Consider the following 21909-nt stretch of genomic DNA (forward strand, 5'->3'; position numbering starts at 1 on the left):
GACACCCTAGGAGTGCTGAGTTAAGATGCTGAGCGGCAAACAGATCGTCCTGATCATCAGCGGCGGTATCGCTGCCTACAAGTCCCTTGACCTGATCCGCAGGCTGAAGGAACGCGGCGCCCGGGTGATCCCGGTGATGACGAAAGGCGCGCAAGAATTCATCACGCCTCTGGCTGCCGGGGCTCTGGCCGCGGAAACCGTCTTCACCGACCTGTTCGACCGGCAGGCCGAGCACGACGTCGGCCACATCCGCCTGGCCCGCGACCACGACCTGATCCTGATAGCGCCTGCCACCGCCGATCTGATGGCCAAGATGGCCCACGGGATTGCCGACGATCTGGCGACAGCGGTTCTGCTGGCAACCGACAAGCCTGTTCTGGTTGCTCCTGCCATGAACCCGAAGATGTGGCAGCATGAGGCGACCAAGCGGAACCGGACGATACTCAAGGCGCGTGGAATTGCCTTTTGCGGCCCAGCATCCGGCGAAATGGCGGAAAGGGGCGAAGCCGGCACCGGCCGGATGAGCGAGCCGCTGGAGATCGTGGCAGCTGCCGAGGCCGTGCTGCGGGAAGAGGCGATCCGGGCCGGCAGTCTGCCGCTTGCCGGAAAACATGTTCTGATCACCTCAGGCCCGACCCATGAGCCGATCGACCCCGTCCGCTACATTGCCAACCGGTCTTCCGGCAAGCAGGGCCATGCGCTGGCCCGCGCCGCCTATGAAGCGGGCGCTCGGGTAACGCTGGTGTCCGGCCCGGTAACACTGCCGGACCCGGCCAATATCCACGTCATCCACGTGGAGTCCGCTTCCGCGATGCTAAAGGCGGTGGAAGGCAATCTGCCGGCGGATATCGCCATCATGGCCGCCGCCGTCGCCGACTGGCGTGTCGCAAGCGAGGGGGCCCAGAAGATCAAGAAGGATGGGACCGGCAAACCGCCCGCGCTGGAGCTGACGGAAAACCCGGACATTCTGGCGACTGTCGGTCATCATCCGGACCTGAGGCCAAAGTTGCTGATCGGCTTTGCCGCCGAGACGCAAAACCTGATCGACAATGCTCGTGGCAAGCTGGAACGCAAGAAGGCCGACTGGATCATCGCGAACGACGTCAGTCCGCAGACAGGCATCATGGGCGGCGACGCCAACACCATTCGCGTCGTCAGCCGTGACGGCGTCGAAGACTGGCCGGAAATGGACAAGGGTGAGGTAGCCCGCAGGATCATCGCCCGCGCAGCCGAGGCGCTCGGCTCGGACTGAGCTGAGCCAAACAATTTCACAAACCTACGCGATGAAGGGCTGGTGCTTCTGACCGGCAGCTTTCTGCCTTGTTTCACCGAAACCGTTCTGCAAGCCTGCGCCCCTGCCGGAGCAAGGGCGGTCGATGGGGCTGGTCAGGCTGCGAAGCGGAAGTAGCTCATGCTGATGGAACCGTACTCGTAGCTTCTATGGAGAAGCTGGGCCTTTGCATCCGTTCCGCCTGCGCCAAAGGCGAAGAACAGCGGCAGAAGGTGCTCGTCCGTCGGGTGGTTGCGGCGAAAGTTCGGAGCGCTCTGGATATCGTCGAAATATCCGATCGATCCGGACTTGAGGCCATCGTCCAGCCAGCGGTCGAAATCAGACGCCCACACAGGCGTTGGCGAGCCTTGCGGCCCGAATTCACGCAGGTTGTGCGTGGTGCTGCCGGACCCTGCCAGCAACACGCCCTTGTCCTTGAGCGGTGCCAGCGCCTGGCCGAGCGCATAGACGGATGCGGGCGTGCTGCCGTGCGGCAGCGACATCGCCACGACCGGAATGTCGGCATCCGGATAGGCAAGCGACAGCGGCACCCAGGCGCCGTGATCAAGCCCCCAGTGACTGTCGAGTTCCACATCGTGGCCGGCAGCTTCCAAAAGGCGTGCCGCTTCGTCGACGTGATCCACATCGGCCTTTGCGGGATAGGAGATCTCGTAGAGCGGGCGCGGGAAACCGCGGAAGTCATGATAGGTCCGCAGCGGTCCCGGCGCCGACAGTTTCAAACCGTCTGTTTCCCAATGCGCGGACAGGATCAGGATTGCCTTGGGGCGTGGCTGGCTTGCGGCAAAACTCTTCAGGAACCGGCTGGCAGCGGTGTCTTCAAGTGCCAGGGTTGGCGCACCGTGAGCAAAAAAGACGGGCGAAATACGGTTTGGTGTAGCCGTCATGGGACCACTCCTCGGGAGAATTGTTTCTACCCGAGAAGATAAGCTATTCGACCGGAAGGATTAGACCAGAAAGGGAAGAAGGCTCGTTCGACACATGTGAACAATCCCTGCCTTCGATTTCCACTGTTCAGTCATACCGCTTCCGCTTACGGGAGCGGTATGTGTCCTTGCTTGCCGGTATCAGGCGGGCTTCAGAACGCCTGGCCCAAACCCGCCCGAGTGGCCGTTACCTGTAACCCAGGTTGATCAGCTGAACGCGCCGGTTGATGGCGGCATCCGGCTTGGACGGATCGCGCAGCTGTTCCTCACCCAGGCCCACAGCGAACAGATAGTCGCCCGGTACGCGGAATGTGGTCACCAGTGCTTCACGCACCGCCTGCGCCCGTTTCAGCGAAAGTTCCAGGTTATATTCGCGTGCACCCTTTGCATCCGTGTGACCGACGATGAAGAAAGTCTGCCCCTGCAGATAAGGCGTGTGCAGGGCATCCGCGATAAGGCCAACGGTTTCATAGGATTCCGGGCGAATGCGCGCGCTGTCGAAATCGAACGTGATTTCCACGTTGAACTGGCGCAGAGAGGCCAGCTTGTCGGCAAGCGGCAAGGTGTTGGGAGCATTTGCACCCGGATATTTCTGGATATTTTCCAGCGCTGCTTTCTGCAGTTCATCGGCCGTAAGATCGACCTTCTGCTGGGCCCCCTGCAGGGAGTTGATGATCTCGTTGCGGCTCAGCTTGGTCTGGGCTGCAAGGCCCGAAGCGGACACGGCGAGAAAGGCGGCCGACAAACCGGCCAGAAGTATCTTGTTCATGAAAAATCTCCCGGTGCCGAGTTAGCGGTAGCCGGCCAGGTCAATGGCCGTGTTGCATTTTTCGCTGACGGAAGGCTGGGCCTTCAGCAGGCAGCGCAGAAGATGGCCCGCACCGGCCTTGACGCCCTTGCAATATTGCGCGGCATCGCGCTGGCACAGTTTGGGCGCTTCCGCCTGGGCCGCCAGCCGTGCCTGAATGAGTGAAGTCACGACCAGACGGTCGGCGTTACACTTTTCCGAAACCTTGGACTGATTCTGTTCAAGACACTGAGTGATGCCGTTGTTGGCCAGTGTCGCGGACTTGCAATAGGATTCGATGTCCTTGCCACAGCTGGCGGCCAGGATCTTGATGGCGTCGGCATAGCCGACGGTCTGGGCGAAGGCAGCCGGTGCGGCGACCAGCATCAACCCGGTGGTAAATGCAAAAATCAATCGTCTCATGTTGCCAATCTCCCAATCGCTGGCACGTTACGATGCGTCAGAGTGTTTCAGGTGAAGATTACGACTTCAAGTAGATATCTGATTTTTATGCGAAGTTTCGTGAATGTCCGCCAGCCTTGACACGGACCGGCGAATATCGTCACTCGCCAGCAACGCTCACTGCCGGACACTTTCAATGCCTGTTACCCTGGAACTGAAGCGACTGGAGCACGGTCGCGATCTGCCACTGCCCGCCTATCAGTCGGTGCTGGCCGCCGGACTTGACCTTCTGGCAGCCGTTGACGGCAAGATAACCCTTGCACCTGGTGCCCGTGCCCTGGTGCCAACTGGTCTTGCCATGGCTCTGCCCGCGGGTTTCGAGGCTCAGGTTCGCCCCCGGTCAGGCCTTGCCGCCAAACATGGCGTCACCGTCTTGAACACGCCGGGCACCATTGATGCCGACTACCGCGGCGAGGTGAAGGTGATCCTGATCAATCTCGGTGACGACCCCTTCGAGATTTCACGGGGAGACCGGATCGCCCAGATGGTGATTGCACCTGTTCTGCAGGCGGACATTGTCGAAGTCGAGGTTCTCTCGGAGACCGAGCGCGGGTCCGGCGGTTTCGGTTCGACTGGCCGCGCGTGATGTCCGAGCTGATCATATTCGATTGCGACGGCGTTCTGGTCGATACGGAACGCATGGCCAACGCCAACATGGCCGCGATCATCAGCGAGCTTGGCGTTCCGATGACCGGGCCGGATTGTCAGCGCAGGTTCATGGGACGGACACTGGAAGACGTCCAGTCCATGATCGAAGAGCTGACAGGTCAGGTGTTGCCTGCCGACTGGCCGGACCAGGTTCGGCTGCGCGATCTGGAGAGCTTCAAGGCGGGTGTTCCGGCGATCGAAGGCGTGGCCGGCGTGCTGGACGAACTCGACCGGCGCGACGTCGCCTATTGCGTCGGGTCTTCCGGCAAATATGAAAAGATGCGCACAACGCTCGGCAGTTCCGGTCTGCTGCCCCGGCTGGAAGGCCGGCTGTTTTCCGCACAGGACTGCGAGCGCGGCAAGCCCGCGCCGGATGTGTTCCTGCTGGCAGCACGCACCATGGGCCACGCCCCGGAAAACTGTACCGTAATCGAGGACAGCCTGCCCGGCGTTCTGGCAGCCCGGGCAGCGGGCATGGGCGTCTATGCCTTTGTCGAGGATCCCGCCTGCGACCGCGAGGCCATGCAGGGGGCCGGGGCCGTCCTGTTCGAGGCAATGGCGGATCTGCCGGACCTGCTCTTTTCCAAGACCTGAAGCTTTTCTGGAAAAAGGTTTTACCCGCAGGATCGCAAAGGTGCTTTCGGCCCCTTATAACTTGCCGAAACCCGTACTATCTTATCGCTCCGATAGTCGAACGATGCCGGCGGAAGAAGATCCGGCCAACTTGGGAGACCTGCCATGACGATCAAGACCAGTGGTCGCGGAAAAATCTATTCCTCCATCACCGAGACCATCGGCGATACACCGATCGTCCGGCTGGACCGGCTGGCCAAGGCGCACGGTGTCAAGGGCAACCTCCTGGCGAAGCTTGAGTTCTTCAACCCGATTTCCAGCGTCAAGGACCGGATCGGCGTTGCGATGATAGAAGCGATGGAGCAGGCTGGCCAGATCGTTCCGGGCAAGACCACGCTCGTCGAGCCGACCTCCGGCAACACAGGCATCGCGCTGGCATTTGTCGCTGCCGCCAAGGGCTACCGGCTTATCCTGGTAATGCCGGAGACCATGTCGGTGGAACGCCGCAAGATGTTCAAGATCCTGGGCGCCGAGCTGGAATTGACCGAAGGGCCAAAAGGCATGAAGGGCGCAATCGCCCGCGCCGAGGAACTGATCAGCGAAATCGACGGTGCGGTGATGCCGCAGCAGTTCGAAAACGCCGCCAACCCTGAAGTCCACCGCAACACCACCGCGGAAGAAATCTGGAACGATACCGAAGGCGGCGTTGACGTCTTCGTCTCCGGCATCGGCACCGGCGGCACCATCACCGGCGTTTCCCAGGTGCTGAAGGATCGCAAGCCGGGCCTTCATGTCGTTGCCGTCGAACCGGCCGACAGCCCCGTTCTTTCCGGCGGCCAGCCCGGTCCGCACAAGATCCAGGGCATTGGTGCCGGTTTCGTGCCGGGCGTGCTCGACACCTCCGTCTACGATGAAGTCCAGACCGTCGCCAACGAAGACGCCTTCGCCATGGCCCGGGAAGTGGCAAAGACCGAAGGCCTGCCGGTGGGCATTTCTTCCGGCGCCGCGCTCACCGCTGCCATCCGCGTCGGTCAGCGCGAAGGCATGGAAGGCAAGAACATCGTGGTGATCATTCCGTCCTTCGCAGAACGGTATCTTTCCACCGCTCTGTTCGACGGCCTCTGAGCATCCAGTCGCGAAATTTCACCCCGTCGGCCGGTTCACTCCGGCCGGCGGGGTTTTTCATGTCTTGCGGTGATGCAGAACCCTGCCGATGGTGTTCATGAGAACCTGTGCCGCAAGGGTGCTTGTGGAACCGGTCGGGTCATAGTCCGGCGCAACTTCCACCAGATCGATGCCGACGATGTCGCCCTGTCTTGCCAGACCGTCGAGCAGCTCCAGCACTTCATAATAAAGAAATCCGCCGTGGCTCGGCGTGCCCGTGCCCGGTGCGATGGACGGATCGAAAGCATCGATATCGAGCGTCAGGTAATAGCGCTTGCCGGCCGGTATCCGGGCCAGAAGCGCCTCGGTGCCGAGCTTGCGGGCCTGCCGCACGGACAGGATGTCGGAGCCCATCCTGCGGGCGTCCTCGTAGCCATCGCGCGAGGTGGAGGAGACGTTGCGAATGCCGATCTGCGTCAGGCCGGTGACATAAGGCTTTTCCGCCGCGCGGCGCATCGGGTTGCCATGGCCGTAGCGAACGCCATGACGTTCGTCGACGAAATCCAGATGCGCATCGATCTGGACGACGTGGATCGGGTCTTCGCCATCAAAGGCGTTGATGCAGGCAATGTTGACCGAATGATCGCCGCCCAGCACCACCGGCAAGGCACCGGCCTTAAGGATCTTGCGTACGCCGAATTCGATGCGTCTGTGGCTTTCAATCGTGTCCGTATGGACGATATCGGCATCACCCAGATCGACAATGCGGGTGGTTTCCGCCGGCAGGTAGGTGATGTCGTCCTCGAAATCATAAGCACCCGCATGGCCGAAGGAAAACAGCGTCGAGGCCTCCCGGATCGCACGCGGCCCCATACGCGCGCCCGAACGCCACTGGGTGCCAAAGTCGAACGGAGCCCCCATGACGGCAACATCCGCATCGATGGCGTCCCAATCCGGCTGATAGGGAAACTTGCCGAAGGTGCAGATGCCGACAAAGGGCAGGTTCAACCGCCCGCTTTCATAACCGTGTGAGGACATTCAAAGGCTCCTGTTGGGGACCGGCCAACTAGAGCATCATTGCGGAAGGGGGGAAAGGGCGGGGTTGAGGCAACCAAAAAACTACTGGCTCTGAACCTGGCTGAACTCCCTAAACCTGCTTTTCCATACGTGTCGCGGAGGAAAAACCGAACAGAAGTTCGAGAAACCCGGTCTTTTCTTCCCCAACCGCCTTGAACCCCGAGCGCTCGTAAAGAGCTTTTGCCCTTGGGTTCGTGTCGATCACATCCAGCCGCACACGGGTGAGCGAGCGCTGGCGTGCTTGTTCGCCAATGGCTTTCAGCAAGGTGCCGCCGATGCCGCGGCCGCGGGCGCTTTCGGCCACAAAGATGCCGTCCATCAGCAGGCAGTCCGGCTCGATCCTGCGCTCCAGAACTTCCAGTAGAAGTCCGCGCCAGAGGCCGCCGAACGTGCCGTAAACCGCCGTCATGTCGGCGAGGCTGCCGCCGACAAGAGCTCCGTCCCGGGTCTTGTAACCGGCAAGGCCTAACAGTCGTCCCTCCCGGTCGAGAGCGCTGATGGCAAAATCCGGGTTGAGGATGCGCTCGACAAGTCGAAGCGCTTTTTCTTCCGGGGCCAGTACCTTGCCGAGCTTGCCGGAAAAGGCTTGCCAGAACAGGCGGGCGGCAACCGGCCGCTGGTCTTCCGGGAAGCCGGGAGAAATGAAAATGTCGGATGACATGACAGGATCAGCGGATGAAGACCGCGGTCCCTGTGGCGCTGACCATCAGCATGGAGCCGTTCTGGCCTACGGTTTCGTAATCGAGATCGACGCCGATCACTGCATTGGCGCCCATTGCCTGGGCCTGCTGGCACATTTCGTCGATGGCGATCTTGCGCGCCTTGCCAAGCTCTTCCTCGTACGCACCGGAGCGGCCGCCGACAATGTCACGGATGCCGGCAAAGAAATCCTTGAAAATATTCGCGCCGAGGATCGCCTCGCCCGTCACCAGACCCTTGTAGTCCAGATCCTTGCCCTGAATGGTGTTGGTGGTGGTGACCAGCATGCATTGTCTCCCTTTTGAACCGATGTTCGAGACATGGGTTCGTCCTCGTGGTTTTGCAAGAAACGGCGTGAATGGCAGAGGTTAGCCGGCGACAAGTCCTGCCATCACCTTCAGCAAGGCCTCGCCCTCCTCTTCCGTTCCAATGGAAATGCGCAGCCAGTTGTCGATGCGGTCCTTGTTGAAGTGGCGCACCAGAATGCCCTCATCCCGGAGGCCTGTCAGAAGCTCCCGTGCTGCCCTTGTTTCATGCGAGACGAACAGGAAATTGGCTGCCGACGGCAGCACGTTGAACCCGAGAGAGCGCAGGCCTTCCGCCATCCGCTGCCGTTCCGTGATCACAAGGCGCCGGGTCTCCTCGAACCAGGCGGTGTCCTGCCAGGAGGCTTCTGCTCCCGCGAGTGCCAGGCGGTCGAGAGGGTAGGAATTAAAACTGTCCTTGATCCGCTGCAGCCCCTCGATCAGGTGCGGCTGACCAAGAGCAAATCCGACACGCAGACCCGCCAGGCCGCGTGACTTGGAAAAGGTCTGTACCACCAGAAGATTGTCGAACTCGGGAACCAGACGAGCGGCGCTCTCCGCGCCGAAATCGACATAGGCTTCGTCAACCAGCACCACCACATCCGGGTTTTGCTCAAGAACGCTTCGCACCGCTGCAAGATCAAGCGCAATGCCGGTCGGAGCGTTCGGATTGGCAAGCACGATGCCACCACACGGCCCACCCAGGCTGGCCGGATCAATCCGGAAATCATCATCGAGTGGCACAGAACGGTGGGAAATGCCGTAAAGCTCGCAATAAGTCTTGTAGAAGCTGTAGGTGATATCGGGGAACAGCAGCTTGTCCTTGCCACTGAAAAAGCCGTGAAAGGCATGGGCCAGGATTTCGTCCGAGCCGTTGCCTGCAAAAACGTGATCCACACCCAGACCGAAGCTTGCCCCGATCGTTGCCCGCAACGCACCGGCTGACGGATCGGGATAGAGCCTCAGGCTGTCTTCGGTAGCTGCGCGGATTGCCCCGAGCGCGATAGGCGACGGGCCATAGGGATGCTCGTTCGTATTCAGCTTGATGAAGCTGCGGTCCTTTGGCTGCTCACCCGGCGTATAAGGCACCAGCTTGCTGACTATGGGGCTCCAGAACCTGCTCATGGACCGTATCCTGACGGGAATTGCTGTGGTTTTTTTCGCACAATAGGCGCCAAACCGGTGCGGTAAAAGTGATTTTGACGTTGTTCTTTTCCGGCGTTGCCGAAGCTCTTATACGCGCTGAGACCGGTTCGTCTCGGGGCGGGAAAGGTTCAAGCCTTCGGTGGGGTAGGGAGACGCTGTTCCAGGGCCTCTCCGCACTCGTGAAATGGTAGGCCGCTTTCCAAGCAATTCTGTCACCAACCTCACGTCGTCTTCCCGGCCAAGCGAAGCGCGAGCCGGGATCGGGGAGGCACGAACGTTTCGATATGGACGCTAACCTGTTGCAGCCACGCGTTGGTGGTTCCCCGGTCCCGGATCTTCGCTGCGCTACGTCCGGGATGACGATGGTGAGGGTGTGGGTGAAGGTGTCGTGAAAAAGGAAAGAGCCGGCGGACATTTCCCCCGGCTCTTCCATTTGGTCAGGTCCTGTCCGCGTTTCCGGTCAGGACAGGTGATGCACCTGCTGCAGGCCGTAGACCGGGGTCGGCAGGCCTTCCATCCGCGCCTTCAGCTGTAGCGCCAGATACTGGGAGTAATGGCGCGACTGGTGCAGATTGCCACCGTGGAACCAGAGCGCTTCCTGCTGGGTCGGTTTCCACATGTTCCGCTGTTCGCCTTCCCAGGGGCCCGGGTCCTTGGTGGTGTCGGAACCAAGGCCCCAGACCTTGCCAACCCTGTCGGCCATGTCCTGGCCCATCAGGTCGGCAACCCAGCCGTTCATCGAACCGTAGCCGGTGGCATAGACGATCACGTCCGCTTCCAGTTTCGTGCCATCGTCCAGAATGACACCGTCTTCCACGATCTCGGTGACCTGGCCACGCTTCAGCTTGATCTCGCCGTCGATGATGAGCTGGCTGGCGCCGATATCAATGTAGTAGCCGGAGCCCCTGCGCAGGTATTTCAGGAAAAGGCCGCTTTCGTCGTCGCCCCAGTCCAGCCAGAACCCGGCTTTCTCCAGCCCTTCGTAGAAGTCCGCGTCCCGCTTCTTCATCTCGGCATAGGCGGGGATCTGGAACTCGTGCAGGATCCGGTAGGGCAGTGAGGCGAAGATCAGGTCCGCCTTTTCCGTCGTCACACCAGACCGGACCGCCTCTTCCGAGTAAAGCGCGCCGAGGCCTACGTCCATCAGGGTGTCGGAGCGTACGATATGGGTGGAGGACCGCTGCACCATGGTCACATCGACATCATTTTCCCAAAGCGCCGCGCAGATATCGTGCGCCGAATTGTTGGAGCCGACCACGACCGCCTTCTTGCCGCGATACTGATCCGGCCCCGGATGTCTGGACGAATGATGCTGGTCGCCCTTGAAGGTGTCCATGCCGGGAAATTTCGGAACGTTTGCCTTGCCCGACATGCCGGTTGCCATGACCAGCTGTTTCGGTTTCAGAACCACTTCCTCACCGTCACGATCCACGACGACTGTCCATTCCTTCTTTGCTTCGTCGTAAGTTGCGGATTTGGCAACGGTCCGGGACCAGTAGTTCAATTCCATGACCTTGGTGTACATTTCCAGCCAGTCGCCAATCTTGTCCTTGGGGCTGAAGATAGGCCAGTTTTCCGGGAACTTGATGTAGGGCAGGTGGTCGTACCAGACGGGATCATGCAGGCAGAGGGACTTGTAGCGGTTGCGCCAGCTGTCGCCGGGCCGGTCATTCTTTTCCACGATGATTGTGGGCACACCAAGCTGCCTCAGGCGCGCGCCGAGCGCGATGCCGCCCTGGCCGCCACCGATGATCAGGCAATAGGGCTGGGTCTTGTAACCGAGGTCCGCCAGTTCACGCTCGCGCTCCTCCTTCCAGCTGGTGCGGTGCTTGCTGGCGCCGTGCTTGGCCCCCAGCGGCCGGTTGAAGCCCTTCGGCTCCTCATGGCCCTTCAGCTCGGCCATGGTTGTCAGCAGGGTCCAGATCTTGCCGCCCTTCAGCCGGATCAGGCCGAAGCAGCGGGCCCGTTCGGTATCGAACTGAATCCAGGCCGTGACGACATCGCCCTCTTTCGTCGGTATTTCACCTTCCGCGATGCGCCAGTTGCTCGGCCCGGTGGAGGCCAGTTGCTTTTCCAGCATGTCGCGGACCTGATCCTTGCCCTCGACGGTCTTGATGTTCCAGGTAAAGGCAATCAGGTCCCGCCAGTAGCAATCGTCCAGGAACATGTCCGTTGCAGCGTCGATCTTGCCGTCTTCCAGCGCCTTGCCGAAAGTGTTGAGAAAAGTCTCGGTCTCGTGAACCAATGGTTTGTCGAGCATTCCAGTTCCTCCCTGTTTATGGAGGAAACAATGCAGAGCGCCCCTGCATTTTTCCATGGAACGCCCGTCAATTGATGACGTTAAGGGGCAGAAACTCCGTTTGCTGTTGCGCACGCAACAGGACGCAACAGATAGTCATGCACGCGGCTTGGGGTGTGGCTCCAGGCCGAGAGAGCGCATCCGCCGGAGCACCGTCGACCGATTGACGCCAAGCCTTCGGGCGACCTGCGACATGTTCCAGCCACAGGCGTCCAGAAGTGCTTCCAGATCCTGTTTCGGGTCGGTTTCGACGCGTCTGGACAGGGACGCCTGCGGCAGATCGGTAAGGTCGATCACATCGGTTTCTGCAAGCGCTGTCGCGACATCCAGCAAGGTCGCGAGTTCACGGATGTTGCCCGGCCAATGCCGGCCGCTGAGTTCGGCGCGTGCCGAAGGTGACAGGCGCAGGTCCCGCGGAGAGCGTCGCAGCAGACGATCGACCAGCCAGTCGAAATCCTGGCGATGCCGGAGCGGCGGGATCCGGATGAGAGACCCGGCAAGCCTGAAATAGAGTTCCGGCCGCAGTGCGCGGATGCTTGTGGAACCTGCCGGATCCTGCCGCGTGGTGGCGACCACGCGAAGGTCACTTCGATGTTCCAGCAAGGCAAGCAAGGCAGCCTGGCCCGCTACGTCAAGATCTTCGATCCCACGCAGGAACAGCGTTCCGGCTGCAGCATCAGACAAGGCGCCGACCTTTTCCGGTTTCAGAGCGGAACAGCAGAGCGTATGGAACGACCGGTCGGCCGGACCCAGAACATGGATGGCCCTTGCCAGATATTCCTTGCCCGTTCCGGTTTCGCCAGACAGCAGGATGGGAACCTGCGTTGGTGCGAGCCGGGCAACTTTCGACACCACCTGCGACAGCGTCGCATCCTGCCCGCAGATGCCGCGCAGCGGCGTGGGCAAGGTCCCGGAAACGGGGCTGCGTGCTATGCGAGCGGCTTGCGGAGCGATGGCATGACCGTATAACCCACCACCGTCGCGCCGGCGCAGAACCCGATCTTCCGCCGGGCGGCCTCGCATCAGGGATGGCAGATCATCGACATCCAGGTCCAGGTACATGTCGATCCGGCTTCCTATGAGGTCTGTGGAGCCGGTCGGGGCCAGACAGGCGAGCGCGCCGTGCGTCATTCCCGTTATCCGTCCGCTGTCGTCCAGGGCGATGGCGGCTTCCGGATCGACTTCCAGAAACTCCGGCGATGTCGAGAAGCGCAAGACCCATTCCTTGCGCGTGGTCGCCATCAGGTTGGCCATCTCGACCCGGCGGGTGGAAGCCTTCACCAGGTTCATCGCGAGGTTCTGGCTCGATTTCGGGCTTGGGGAGCGCAGGAGGGAAATATCCAGAACCGCCGCCAGCTTGCCGCAGGTGTCGTAGATGGGGGCCGCCGTGCAGGACAGCGGTGTATGCGACAGCCCGAAGTGATCGCTCTGGTGGATCGTGACAGCTTCCCCCGTCACGATGCAGGAGCCGACACCGCAGGTTCCCGCAAGATCCTCGGACCAGTCGGACCCGAGATAAAGGCCCGCCTGCCGGAGATCATCCTCGAACCGCGGATCGCCGAAGAAGTCGACGCACACACCCTTGGCATCGGCCAGCAGCAGCACGTAGTTGTGCCCGGCCACCTGCTTGAACAGGGTGCGCAGGCCGGAACGAGCCGTCGCGATCAACCGCTCGGACTGCTCCTGATGTTCGCGCAGTTGCTGCTCGGTGACGATATGTGCCGGTTCCGGACGCGCCGGATCCATGCCGTACGTCTGGACACAGCGCCGCCAGCTTTCCGACACCAGCCCATCCCTGCCGGTCTCGTACCCCTTCAATACGCGGTCGATTTCACTCACATGTTCAAGGTCGCGCATGTCATCCTCCCTTGACACAGCACTTCACGATAGCCTTTCGGGCAGGCTTTGCAAATTTTGCCGGCGCAATTCTGCGTTCGTAAAGCCTGTGCAGCGGGGAAGCCCGGCCAGGAATATCAGCCTGGCCAGGTCAGAAGCGTGTCCTTGTTGATGGTGAAATTCGCATTCGGCCTTCTGGCGTTGGCGGCAACGTTGAGATCGACAATGTTTTGGAAGGTGGACGTCGCCTCGATTTCCGTCATGCCATACTCGGTGAAGACCTCCGGACCGAAGATATTCTTTGCCAGAAGCGGGTTCGTGAGTGCCTGGGAGAAGGCGTCGGACCCGACCATGGCCAGAAGCAGGGGCGGCAGGGGGCGCGCCCGCATCTGGTCTTCTGCCAGCAGTCCGATGGGAAGATCGACCCGGTCGATGCCGCGCACGCCGTTCCAGTCGGGATAAAGCGCCTCCAGCTCTCCCGCCAGACCGGCGTCGCCTCCGGTCAGTTCCAGGAAACTGTCGTAGGGACGCAGCTTCCAGGAGGCGCGGTAGGCGTTGAAGGGGGCGAGCCGGAACCTGCGGGCAAATGCCAGCGTGCGCTCTTCCGCGCCTTGCAGGAAGAACGGGGTGTTGTGAAGGGTCAGCTTGCCTGCCCGCTGGCTCGCCGCCGCATCGATGACCGCCTCGACCCCGTGTTTTTCGATGATCGTGTTGTTGAAGCGGAAATTCTCGTTTTCCAGTACCTCGCCCTGGAACAGGAACCGATCCGGAACCATGGCATGCCAGCGGTAAAGCAGGTCGAATTCCAGCGAGATCCGGTTGGTGCGGTACCACAGGCGCTTGTCCGCATCGCCAGGCTCCACGAAGATCTTGAACGGCGAATTGGCAAGGTGGTTGATATAGTCCTCGATGATGACCTTGAGCAGCTTGACGATGTTTATGTTGCGGGCCGTTTCAAAGACGCGGTCCGGACCGAAGTGCGGGTTCCGTTTTCCGATCTCGCGCGCGAGACGATTGTGCTCGCGCAGGAAGATCGTGTTGAGCGCGCTGTAGAGGATCGTGGAATTGGCCCGTTCCAGGCCGGCCGCATAGTGGCATTTCCAGCGCTCCGGCGTGACGGCCCAATCCCCGATACCGGCCAGGAGTTCCCGAAGCTTTTTCGCCGCGCCCCATTCCGGATCGGCCCCCAGGAAGTTCGTTGCCCACATGGGCATGAAATGAATGCCGGCAAACTCGGCTTTGACTGCCAGATCCGGGCCCGCGAGCAGCGGCGGCAGCTCGCCGACGGGTGTCTGCCGGGACTTCAGAAAAGCGCCTTCCCGTAAAAACGAGGTCGTTTCCTCGCCAAGACCGTAGATCTGGCAAAGATCGATTTCGTGGTTCGAGGTGTTCAGCCGTTTGTTCAGCGGGTGAGTGCGCAGGAAACTGTCGGTGAACCACTGGGCAAAGAAGCAGAACAGCGTGCTGGTGTCGCTCTCGACCATCGCCTTGCGCCGGTAAAGTTCCGCCACCCTCGGCACTTCCGGCAGGGCATCGACAAAATCCTGATCAACGGGTGGCAGGTGCCGGCCGGTGTAGCGGCGGTCAACCAGACCCGGCCAGCTGGCGAAGGTGCTGGTGGTCTTTTCCGGATCCTTTGGGCCCGCAACCATTTCCAGATGCGTTTCCGGATCATGCGGTGTCCAGAGGGAGAGCGGGAGCGGACGACCGGGTGGCGCGTTCGAGATGCCGTTGATGACAAGACGGTTGATCACCCGGCTGAGCGGACCGCAACGCTTGACCAGCCGGACGAGGGCGGGAAAGGCCTCGGCCAGTTTCAGTGCTTGGCCGCCGATGAAACCGAGGATCCGCTTGTGGAGCGGCGGATCCCGCAGAACGTCCCTCTCGGAACGGGCGCCGAGCTGATCCAGAAACGGCACGAACACCAAGGCGTAGAGGATATGCGGCCAGACGTGGTGGTGCCAGACATCCTGCAGCACGAATATGAACACAAAGGCGACGACCACATTGCCGCCTATGAAGATCCAGTAACCGATGCGCAGCCTCCGGAACATGAGCCAGTTGGCATAGGCACCGGCCCCCAGCGCCAGCCCGAGGACCATGTGGATCGGATCGAAATCGTAGCGGAAGAATTCCTCGACGCCGCGATAGGCCATGATCGTCCCAACGAGCAGGCAGATGATGTCGAGAAACGTTCCCTTGAAGGATGCGCTAAGCCTCATGACCGCCCCGCATATTGCTTGGATTTGAGATATTCGATCAGTGCGGATTTCTCGCCGTCCGGAAGACCGGTGCCGTAAAGATGTCCACCATTGCCGTTGCCGGTCAGCTGCGTGTCGAACAGGAAGCCACTTTCGCAGGCAAAGCCGACGTCCACCGGATCGAAATCCGTGCAGCCGCGATAGAAGGTCGCCGGACGGTCTTCCGGCAGTGACAAAAGCGCCCGAAGCGTCGGCACGGAACCATTGTGGAGATAGGGCCCGCGTGCCCAGATGGCGTCCAGCGGCGTGTTGGCATAGCCGTCCGTTGCCCGGTAGTGCGAGAACCGCCAGGTGTACCCCTTGCCGATATCGCCGAAGCGGCTGACGAAGGCTTCGTCGAAGAGGTCAGATCGTGCCGGGTCTGTCTGAAGGTCCGAAAGCGGCGTGACCTGCCCGAAGCTCTCGCCTCCTGGGTCATGACACGTGCCGCAGCCTTCCCTTTCGTATATCGCGGCGCCGTCTGCTGCCATCTCAGCATTGACTGGCAAGGGGTAGGCCGGCGGCGGCAGGTCCCGCAGCCATTCCGCCTGGGCATCGATCAGCCCGCGTTGCAGCAGCCATTCTTTGGCGCCGCCGGCAAGGGCGGCGGAATAGTTGCGCTCGATCAGCGAATTGTTGTTGCCGTCCCAGTGGAACCAGCCGCCCTCGCGGATGCCCTGGTTCCAGACCGAGGGAAAGTCGACCGTTCCGACAGCCTCGTCCTTTTCCGGGCCATAGCCCCAGCGCGCGCGCCAGTTGTTGCCCGCGTCCGTGCGCCCGGGGCCATGCTGCGGTTTCACCTTCATCCAGCTGAAAGCGGTCGCCAGTCCATCGGCCTGGTCCTTGATGCCAGGCACCAGAATGGTGCGCACCAGAAGACGGTCGATTGGGCCCAGAGGTCTGCCGGCCTGCGCGGCGCTTTCGATCACCGCATCCGCCGTCAGCTTGTCACTGGCGGCAACGTAGCCAAGGAACAGGATGTAGGACTGGATATCGAGCTTTTCCGCAGGTGCACCCAGCAACAACATCGTGTTGCCGCCTGCGGTGACTTCCACGCTGTGGCAGGTGGCGCAATTGAAGCCGACCCTCGGCACACCGACGCGCCGGATGCTGAAGCCGATCGGAAGTTCCTGTCCCGGTTCCTCGATGAAGCCGAATGTGCGCCAGCCTTCGGGCAGCTCGTCCTTGAAAATTGCCGGCAGTTCGCGCCAGACCATATAGGGGAAACCGTCCCATTCGGCGCCGATGGAACCGTATTTGAATTCGGCGACCGGATTGTCAAAGGTCTGTGGCGGGCCCGGCTTGATGGTGAGGCGCTTGCCTTCCAGGACCAGGCAGGCGATCAGCAGCAGCGCCGCGACAATCGCCAACCAAAGCGGCATGCCGTCGTTTCTGGGCGATACGGAGGGTTGTTGCATCTTGTAGCTTTCCGGAATGCCGGCAAAGACGGGTGGAACAACGCCATTGACTTCATGCCGCTTGCAAGCGGCACTCTCATAGGCTTGTCGCCGGGCAAGGTTGATGGCGCCGACGGGCTCGTGCGCCGGCAGGCTGTTCCAGGGTGAAAAGGCGATGTTCTCCGCCAGTGGGGCGTGTTGATCGACGTCCTGCTGAAAGATCTCCAGCGTCGCCAGCTTTTCGTGACGCGCGCCCGGCGCCCCCGACCAGGCAATCGACGGATCATCAACCGGCTGCGCGGCCGGATCTATCTGAACATCGACGCCGAATTCAAAAGTGACCGGGCAACGGATCAGTGTTTCCCTCAGCGCGACGCCCAGTTGATCGCGTCCGGACCGGACCTCAGGCGGATCCACCGGCACCGGCCTTGGCGTTGCGGTATATTTCACCAGAAGATCGCCAAGCCGATAAGGCGTGGTGCTGAAGTATCGGCTTGCAAGCGGAGACACCGGGCGATGAGAGACAAAGGCCCGGATCCTGCCGAAGAGATAGAAGCCGGTGAACAGAAGCCGGGACAGGGGCTTCAGGCGGGCAAGACCGCGTTTCAGCAGCAGGGTGTTGATGTCGTCGTAGTCGCCGAGGTCACCGGTGAAAAAGGTTTCATGGTCGACGAGAATGAAGTCCTGCACCCTGCCGTCCGGGTTTTCAGCCGACAGCCACTCCCTGTCGATGCCCAGCACCTTGATGGCCATGCCGTGGGCATCCCGCTTCCGGTCATCCAGTTGGCGGCCGTTGGAAAACCGGACAAGGGCGTCATATGTGCCCGGAAAGGCGAAGAGACCGTGACGCAAGTCCTCCGGCACTTCGCCGATACTGAAGCGCGCGCGGACACAGCCGTGATGTTTCGGGTGCTGTGGGCGTCGCGCCAGACCGGGAACCGTGCAAATGGCCTCGGCATTGGTACGGGCGATGCTGTCGATCAGCCCCGCGTCTCCACCGGTTTCCGATTTGCCCGGCCGTGCCGGTTCTCTCGAGGCCATTCAGCCCGCCCTCTCGCGTTGGTGGGTCAAACGCATGGACCGGCTCTTCAACTGCCGATGCGTTTAATTACCTTACGTAAGGCTAGCTTTTATTTTCAGGGAAGGGAAGGTTTCCGGCCGTTGTCCGTCACGGTGGTGTGACGGCATCCTTTTGAAATACAACCTGATTTGGTCACCGGGTTGTATTTCTTCGTTCCGGCAATCATTTCTGCTCCGTGCCAGACGCTCGGGACGGCAAGGTGGCCCGGGTCAAAACTTTTGATCCGGGCCCTGTTGCCTCACAGGAGTTCAGTTGGAACTGAGGTCGACATCCGTTCCGTAGATCCGGGCGATGTCCCGAAGCATTGCGCGGGCTGCAAGAATGCCCTGCGACGTTGCCCAGACACCGTCATCGACCTTGTGGGCGTTTCCCGCCTTGACGACTTCCAGATTGGCCCAGAGAGGGTCTTTCAGCGTCTCGCCCTCCAGGGCCGTGCCCTCCCCATTGCCGGTGTCATATGTCAGGTAGAACATCCGGTCGGCTTCCATGTTCGGGATGCTTTCCTTGCCCACGGCAAGAGCCAGACCGTCCTGCGCCTGTACCTCGGGCCGCTTGAAACCGATGTCGTTCAGCACAACACCGGAGAAACTGTCATGGCGATAAACGTAAAGCTGGCCGGGCACGAAACGGACGACGGAAACCGTGTCGCCGGCATTCTCGCCGAGGGCGGCGCGCAACCGGGCAACGTCGGCCTCATAGGCGCTGACGAGCGCTTCGCCTTCCGCTTCCATGCCGACCGAGCTGGCATAGAGCTTCATGTTGTCCTTGAAATCCGTGGCATTGACCACGAACACCGTGGGCGCAATGGCGGAGAGCTGAGGATAGATTTCCTCGTGCCGCTTCTTGCTGCCGAGGATCAGATCCGGTTCGAGCATGGCCAGCCGTTCCAGGTTGACCGCAAGCTCCGTCCCCACAACTTCAACTCCGGCCATCCGGTCGCCCAGATGCGGGTACCAGGGATCGCCATACCAGGATGACGCAGCCCCAACAGGCGTCTTGCCCAGCATGAGAATTGCCTCGGTGCCTTCGTTGGTGAGAACGACAATCTTCTGCGGAGTGTCCGGCACCTCGGTGGTGCCCATGGCATGGGTAATCTCGGCAGCGGACAGGGCGCCGGGCAACAAGGTTGGCAACAGGGCTGCGCAAAAACAAAGGCTGGATAGAAAACGCAAGGGGTATCTCCGGCATTACAGGTTATCTGGCTTGCCGAACCCCGACTGGCTTGAGGAATTTTTTCCTGGAAATTGCCGTCTTTGTCAAATGAAGAAGATCAGGCCTGCAGGAACCGTCCGGGTGCAAGCTGGTCCAGTGTGATACCGCAGGCGGACAGATCACCCGGCAGGTCCCGACCGGCAACGAGGGCCGCCAGTGCCCTGCCCATCGCCGGGGATGTCAGAACCCCGCATCCGCCCTGGCCTGCGCTGACAAAATAACCCGGATGATCGGGAAATCCGCCGCAGACTGGGTTTCGGTCAGGCGCAAACGTCCGCAATCCTGCCCAGCTTGCGGATGGACGCGGCACGGCCAGCTCGGTGTCGATGCCGATATGATGGATCGCCTCTGCAAGGCGAAGATCATCTGCATAAACCTCTCCCGGAGAAACTGGATCAGCCTCTGCCGGTGACGCCGTGAAGCCGTGCGGCTGCGGATGGACGTACCAAGTGTAATCAGCCGTCGTGACATGTGGCCAGACACCGGCGTCCTGACGGTGAAGCGGAAACGTGAAGGCCGAACGGCGGAAGGCGTTGAGGCCAAGCGCCGGGACACCGGCAAGATCCGCAATCCGGTCCGCCCAGGCCCCGGTTGCATTGACCAGAACGGGCGCCGACACCGTCCGGTCTCCGGCCGTCACCTGCCATGTGTCGGCAATCCGCCGGATGGAAGTGACCTCCGCCTCGCAGACGAAGCGAGCGCCATTGGCAGCAGCCGCCTTGCGATAGGATTGCAGCAGCAGATCGACATCGATATCCATCGCATCCGCTTCGAAAACGCCCGCATGAACCCGTTCCGGCCGGAGGGCCGGAAACAGGGCCAAAGCCTCTTGTCTGCCGACAAACCGGCAGTCCGACCCGGCCTCCTGCAGCCTTGCCATCAGCCTGTCCAGAACAGGCCGATGCTCCTCACGCCCAACCGTCAGGCAGCCGCGGGGCACGACAAGCGTCTGCTCGCAAAATCCCGGCGGCGGCACCTGAAAGAACGCACGGCTTGCCGCGGCCAGTGCGCGCATTGTGTTGGCGGAAATGCCGGCCGTGAATTGCCCTGCCGTGCGGGCTGAAGACTGCGTTGCCAGTGCCGGCTCGCGCTCCAGAAGCGTTACTTGCGCAAACTCGGACAGAAAACAGGCCGCGCTCAGCCCGGCAACACCGCCGCCGATGATGATGACGTCTGCTGTCATTGCGTCAGACAATCCCTCGCGGTGTCACGATCAACGCTTTCACGCCGCCTTGCGGGACATGTCTTCGCCGCGATAACTCAAGGCCTCCGCCAGGTGAATGCGGCCAACCTGATCCGCACCGTCCAGATCGGCCAGCGTGCGGGCGAGTTTGAGGACGCGGTGATATCCGCGTGCACTCAGGGCAAGACGCTCGGCAACATCGCGCAGGAAAGCGAGCCCCTTGTCATCTGGCCGTGTCATGGTTTCGACAATCGATGCAGGTGCCTGGGCATTTGTGCGGCAGGCAAGGCCAAGTTCCAGGAAGCGTTCTGCCTGGATGCTGCGCGCTTCAGCGACCCGAGCGGCCACGACGGCGGACGGTTCGCTGGCCGCAGGGCCGATCAGGTCTGCCGCCGTTACGGCCGGAACATCGATCCTGACGTCGATCCGGTCAAGCAGCGGTCCGGATACCCGGGCCTGATAGTCGGTGACGCAGCGCTCGCCCCGGCGGCACTGGTGGCCCGGCTCGCCCGCATGGCCGCAGCGGCAGGGGTTCATGGCCGCCACAAGCTGGATGCGGGCCGGATAGGTAACCCGGTGGTTCGCGCGGGCAATCACTGCTTCGCCCGATTCCAGCGGCTGGCGCAGACTGTCGAGAACCTGCGGATTGAACTCGGGAAGCTCGTCGAGGAATAACACTCCGTTATGGGCGAGCGAGACCTCACCGGGCCGGGCGCGCATCCCGCCACCGACCAGGGCGGCCATGGAGGCGGAATGATGCGGCGCGCGGAAGGGACGTCGATCGGTCAATTTGCCTTCGGCCAGCTCGCCCGCGAGCGAGGCGATCATGGACACTTCCAGAAGCTCGCGCGGGGTCAGGGCCGGCAGGATGGACGGCAGGCGCTGCGCCAGCATGGATTTGCCGGAGCCGGGAGGACCGGTCATCAGCAGGTTGTGCCCGCCGGCAGCGGCGATCTCCAGCGCCCGTCTGGCGCTTTCCTGACCCTTGACCTCGGCAAGATCCGGCAGCACACCGGCATTGCCGCGCAGCCGGGCCACCGGCCGGGAGAGCACCTGTGTTCCCTTGAAGTGATTGGCAAGCTGGATCAGCGAGCGAGGCGCGAGAATGTCCATGTCTGCGTCGGCCCAGGCAGCCTCGCCGCCGCTGGCTTCCGGGCAGATGAGGCCCTTGCCGATGCCGTTGGCACCCATGGCGGCCGGCAGGACACCGGCAACAGGCGCAAGCGTGCCGTCGAGACCAAGCTCGCCCAGAACAACGTAGCTTTCCAGAAATTCAGCCGGTATGGCGCCGATGGCGGCCATAACGCCCAGCGCGATCGGCAGATCGTAATGCGAGCCTTCCTTGGGCAGGTCGGCAGGGGCGAGATTGACTGTGACGCGTTTGGCCGGCAGGGCCAGGCCTGAAGCGGCGAGCGCCGCGCGAACTCGTTCCCGACTTTCTGCAACGGCCTTGTCCGGCAGGCCGACGATGGTGAAGGCAACCATGCCCGGCCCGACATGCACCTGCACGTCTACCGGAACTGCCTCGATGCCCCGAAACGCGACCGTCGTGATCCGGCTGACCATATTCACCTCTACTTACAGATGCAGGTCAACGAAGCATATGTCGATAAAAGACGCAAGAACAAATATGGAACAGACGAGGT

At 61.6% G+C, this 21909-nt stretch carries 18 protein-coding genes; 4 read left to right on the forward strand and 14 right to left on the reverse strand.

Annotated elements, in window-relative coordinates; all coding sequences use genetic code 11:
* Window positions 1–25: 25 nt before the first annotated feature.
* Window positions 26–1252 (forward strand): bifunctional phosphopantothenoylcysteine decarboxylase/phosphopantothenate--cysteine ligase CoaBC, encoded by a 1227-nt coding sequence (gene coaBC, locus HCG46_RS20340; protein WP_023002338.1) that lies wholly within the window; start codon window positions 26–28, stop codon window positions 1250–1252.
* Window positions 1253–1386: 134 nt separating this feature from the next.
* Here the strand turns inward: coaBC and HCG46_RS20345 are convergent, their stop codons facing one another.
* The 3 genes from HCG46_RS20345 to HCG46_RS20355 form a co-directional block, all read right to left on the reverse strand.
* Window positions 1387–2175 (reverse strand): class III extradiol ring-cleavage dioxygenase, encoded by a 789-nt coding sequence (locus HCG46_RS20345; protein ID WP_023002340.1) that lies wholly within the window; start codon window positions 2173–2175, stop codon window positions 1387–1389.
* Between the two features lie 226 nt (window positions 2176–2401).
* Window positions 2402–2983 (reverse strand): OmpA family protein, encoded by a 582-nt coding sequence (locus tag HCG46_RS20350; protein WP_023002341.1) that lies wholly within the window; start codon window positions 2981–2983, stop codon window positions 2402–2404.
* A 21-nt stretch (window positions 2984–3004) separates the two neighbouring features.
* Complete coding sequence (locus HCG46_RS20355; protein WP_208992429.1) at window positions 3005–3424, reverse strand: hypothetical protein; 420 nt, start codon at window positions 3422–3424, stop codon at window positions 3005–3007.
* Between the two features lie 175 nt (window positions 3425–3599).
* On the opposite strand from HCG46_RS20355, the gene dut reads away from it, so the two are divergent.
* The 3 genes from dut (at window position 3600) to cysK (ending at window position 5809) form a co-directional block, all read left to right on the forward strand.
* Window positions 3600–4049 (forward strand): dUTP diphosphatase, encoded by a 450-nt coding sequence (dut, locus tag HCG46_RS20360; RefSeq protein ID WP_023002343.1) that lies wholly within the window; start codon window positions 3600–3602, stop codon window positions 4047–4049.
* Complete coding sequence (locus tag HCG46_RS20365; protein WP_205838620.1) at window positions 4049–4705, forward strand: HAD family hydrolase; 657 nt, start codon at window positions 4049–4051, stop codon at window positions 4703–4705. The genes dut and HCG46_RS20365 overlap by 1 nt, the downstream gene beginning before the upstream one ends.
* A 144-nt stretch (window positions 4706–4849) precedes the next feature.
* Window positions 4850–5809: a cysteine synthase A gene (cysK, locus tag HCG46_RS20370; RefSeq protein ID WP_075284154.1), complete on the forward strand. Its 960-nt coding sequence runs from the start codon at window positions 4850–4852 to the stop codon at window positions 5807–5809.
* 57 nt (window positions 5810–5866) lie between these two features.
* Here cysK and HCG46_RS20375 read toward each other — a convergent pair whose 3' ends face one another.
* The 11 genes from HCG46_RS20375 to HCG46_RS20425 all read right to left on the reverse strand — a co-directional run bounded on the left by HCG46_RS20375 (window position 5867) and on the right by HCG46_RS20425 (window position 21829).
* On the reverse strand, window positions 5867–6826 hold the full coding sequence (locus HCG46_RS20375) for an agmatinase (protein ID WP_168687245.1): 960 nt from the start codon (window positions 6824–6826) through the stop codon (window positions 5867–5869).
* A gap of 109 nt (window positions 6827–6935) precedes the next feature.
* Window positions 6936–7526 (reverse strand): GNAT family N-acetyltransferase, encoded by a 591-nt coding sequence (locus tag HCG46_RS20380; protein ID WP_168687246.1) that lies wholly within the window; start codon window positions 7524–7526, stop codon window positions 6936–6938.
* Window positions 7527–7533: 7 nt separating this feature from the next.
* Window positions 7534–7851: a heavy metal-binding domain-containing protein gene (locus HCG46_RS20385; RefSeq protein ID WP_023002348.1), complete on the reverse strand. Its 318-nt coding sequence runs from the start codon at window positions 7849–7851 to the stop codon at window positions 7534–7536.
* Between the two features lie 81 nt (window positions 7852–7932).
* On the reverse strand, window positions 7933–8994 hold the full coding sequence (gene hisC / locus HCG46_RS20390; RefSeq protein WP_168687247.1) for a histidinol-phosphate transaminase: 1062 nt from the start codon (window positions 8992–8994) through the stop codon (window positions 7933–7935).
* Between the two features lie 481 nt (window positions 8995–9475).
* Entirely contained in the window at window positions 9476–11275 is a 1800-nt protein-coding gene (locus HCG46_RS20395; RefSeq protein WP_168687248.1) for an NAD(P)/FAD-dependent oxidoreductase, read from the reverse strand.
* A 135-nt stretch (window positions 11276–11410) separates the two neighbouring features.
* Window positions 11411–13171, reverse strand: coding sequence for a sigma-54-dependent Fis family transcriptional regulator (locus HCG46_RS20400; RefSeq protein ID WP_168687249.1), 1761 nt, complete (start codon window positions 13169–13171; stop codon window positions 11411–11413).
* A gap of 116 nt (window positions 13172–13287) precedes the next feature.
* Window positions 13288–15372, reverse strand: coding sequence for a peroxidase family protein (locus tag HCG46_RS20405; protein WP_168687250.1), 2085 nt, complete (start codon window positions 15370–15372; stop codon window positions 13288–13290).
* Window positions 15369–17828 carry a hypothetical protein gene (locus HCG46_RS20410; RefSeq protein WP_168687251.1) on the reverse strand — a complete coding sequence of 820 codons (2460 nt, stop codon included), beginning with the start codon at window positions 17826–17828 and terminating at the stop codon, window positions 15369–15371. Before HCG46_RS20410 ends, HCG46_RS20405 begins: the two co-directional genes overlap by 4 nt.
* A gap of 288 nt (window positions 17829–18116) precedes the next feature.
* A complete protein-coding gene (locus tag HCG46_RS20415) occupies window positions 18117–19040 on the reverse strand; it encodes an iron-siderophore ABC transporter substrate-binding protein (RefSeq protein ID WP_286185464.1) in 924 nt (307 codons plus the stop codon).
* Window positions 19041–19138: 98 nt separating this feature from the next.
* Window positions 19139–20263, reverse strand: coding sequence for an FAD-binding oxidoreductase (locus tag HCG46_RS20420; RefSeq protein WP_168687252.1), 1125 nt, complete (start codon window positions 20261–20263; stop codon window positions 19139–19141).
* A 39-nt stretch (window positions 20264–20302) separates the two neighbouring features.
* Window positions 20303–21829 carry a YifB family Mg chelatase-like AAA ATPase gene (locus HCG46_RS20425; protein WP_168687253.1) on the reverse strand — a complete coding sequence of 509 codons (1527 nt, stop codon included), beginning with the start codon at window positions 21827–21829 and terminating at the stop codon, window positions 20303–20305.
* Window positions 21830–21909: the final 80 nt, after the last annotated feature.

Source organism: Labrenzia sp. PO1, from assembly GCF_012273635.1.
Lineage (GTDB): Bacteria > Pseudomonadota > Alphaproteobacteria > Rhizobiales > Stappiaceae > Roseibium > Roseibium algicola.

Coding starts and splice junctions, on each gene's coding strand:
- HCG46_RS20405 (WP_168687250.1), bottom strand. CDS start 15,372: ATGAGGCTTAGCGCATCCTTCAAGGGAACGTTTCTCGACATCATCTGC.
- HCG46_RS20425 (WP_168687253.1), bottom strand. CDS start 21,829: ATGGTCAGCCGGATCACGACGGTCGCGTTTCGGGGCATCGAGGCAGTT.
- HCG46_RS20355 (WP_208992429.1), bottom strand. CDS start 3,424: ATGAGACGATTGATTTTTGCATTTACCACCGGGTTGATGCTGGTCGCC.
- hisC (WP_168687247.1), bottom strand. CDS start 8,994: ATGAGCAGGTTCTGGAGCCCCATAGTCAGCAAGCTGGTGCCTTATACG.
- HCG46_RS20350 (WP_023002341.1), bottom strand. CDS start 2,983: ATGAACAAGATACTTCTGGCCGGTTTGTCGGCCGCCTTTCTCGCCGTG.
- HCG46_RS20380 (WP_168687246.1), bottom strand. CDS start 7,526: ATGTCATCCGACATTTTCATTTCTCCCGGCTTCCCGGAAGACCAGCGG.
- cysK (WP_075284154.1), top strand. CDS start 4,850: ATGACGATCAAGACCAGTGGTCGCGGAAAAATCTATTCCTCCATCACC.
- HCG46_RS20365 (WP_205838620.1), top strand. CDS start 4,049: ATGTCCGAGCTGATCATATTCGATTGCGACGGCGTTCTGGTCGATACG.
- HCG46_RS20375 (WP_168687245.1), bottom strand. CDS start 6,826: ATGTCCTCACACGGTTATGAAAGCGGGCGGTTGAACCTGCCCTTTGTC.
- HCG46_RS20395 (WP_168687248.1), bottom strand. CDS start 11,275: ATGCTCGACAAACCATTGGTTCACGAGACCGAGACTTTTCTCAACACT.
- HCG46_RS20420 (WP_168687252.1), bottom strand. CDS start 20,263: ATGACAGCAGACGTCATCATCATCGGCGGCGGTGTTGCCGGGCTGAGC.
- HCG46_RS20385 (WP_023002348.1), bottom strand. CDS start 7,851: ATGCTGGTCACCACCACCAACACCATTCAGGGCAAGGATCTGGACTAC.
- coaBC (WP_023002338.1), top strand. CDS start 26: ATGCTGAGCGGCAAACAGATCGTCCTGATCATCAGCGGCGGTATCGCT.
- dut (WP_023002343.1), top strand. CDS start 3,600: ATGCCTGTTACCCTGGAACTGAAGCGACTGGAGCACGGTCGCGATCTG.
- HCG46_RS20345 (WP_023002340.1), bottom strand. CDS start 2,175: ATGACGGCTACACCAAACCGTATTTCGCCCGTCTTTTTTGCTCACGGT.
- HCG46_RS20410 (WP_168687251.1), bottom strand. CDS start 17,828: ATGGCCTCGAGAGAACCGGCACGGCCGGGCAAATCGGAAACCGGTGGA.
- HCG46_RS20400 (WP_168687249.1), bottom strand. CDS start 13,171: ATGCGCGACCTTGAACATGTGAGTGAAATCGACCGCGTATTGAAGGGG.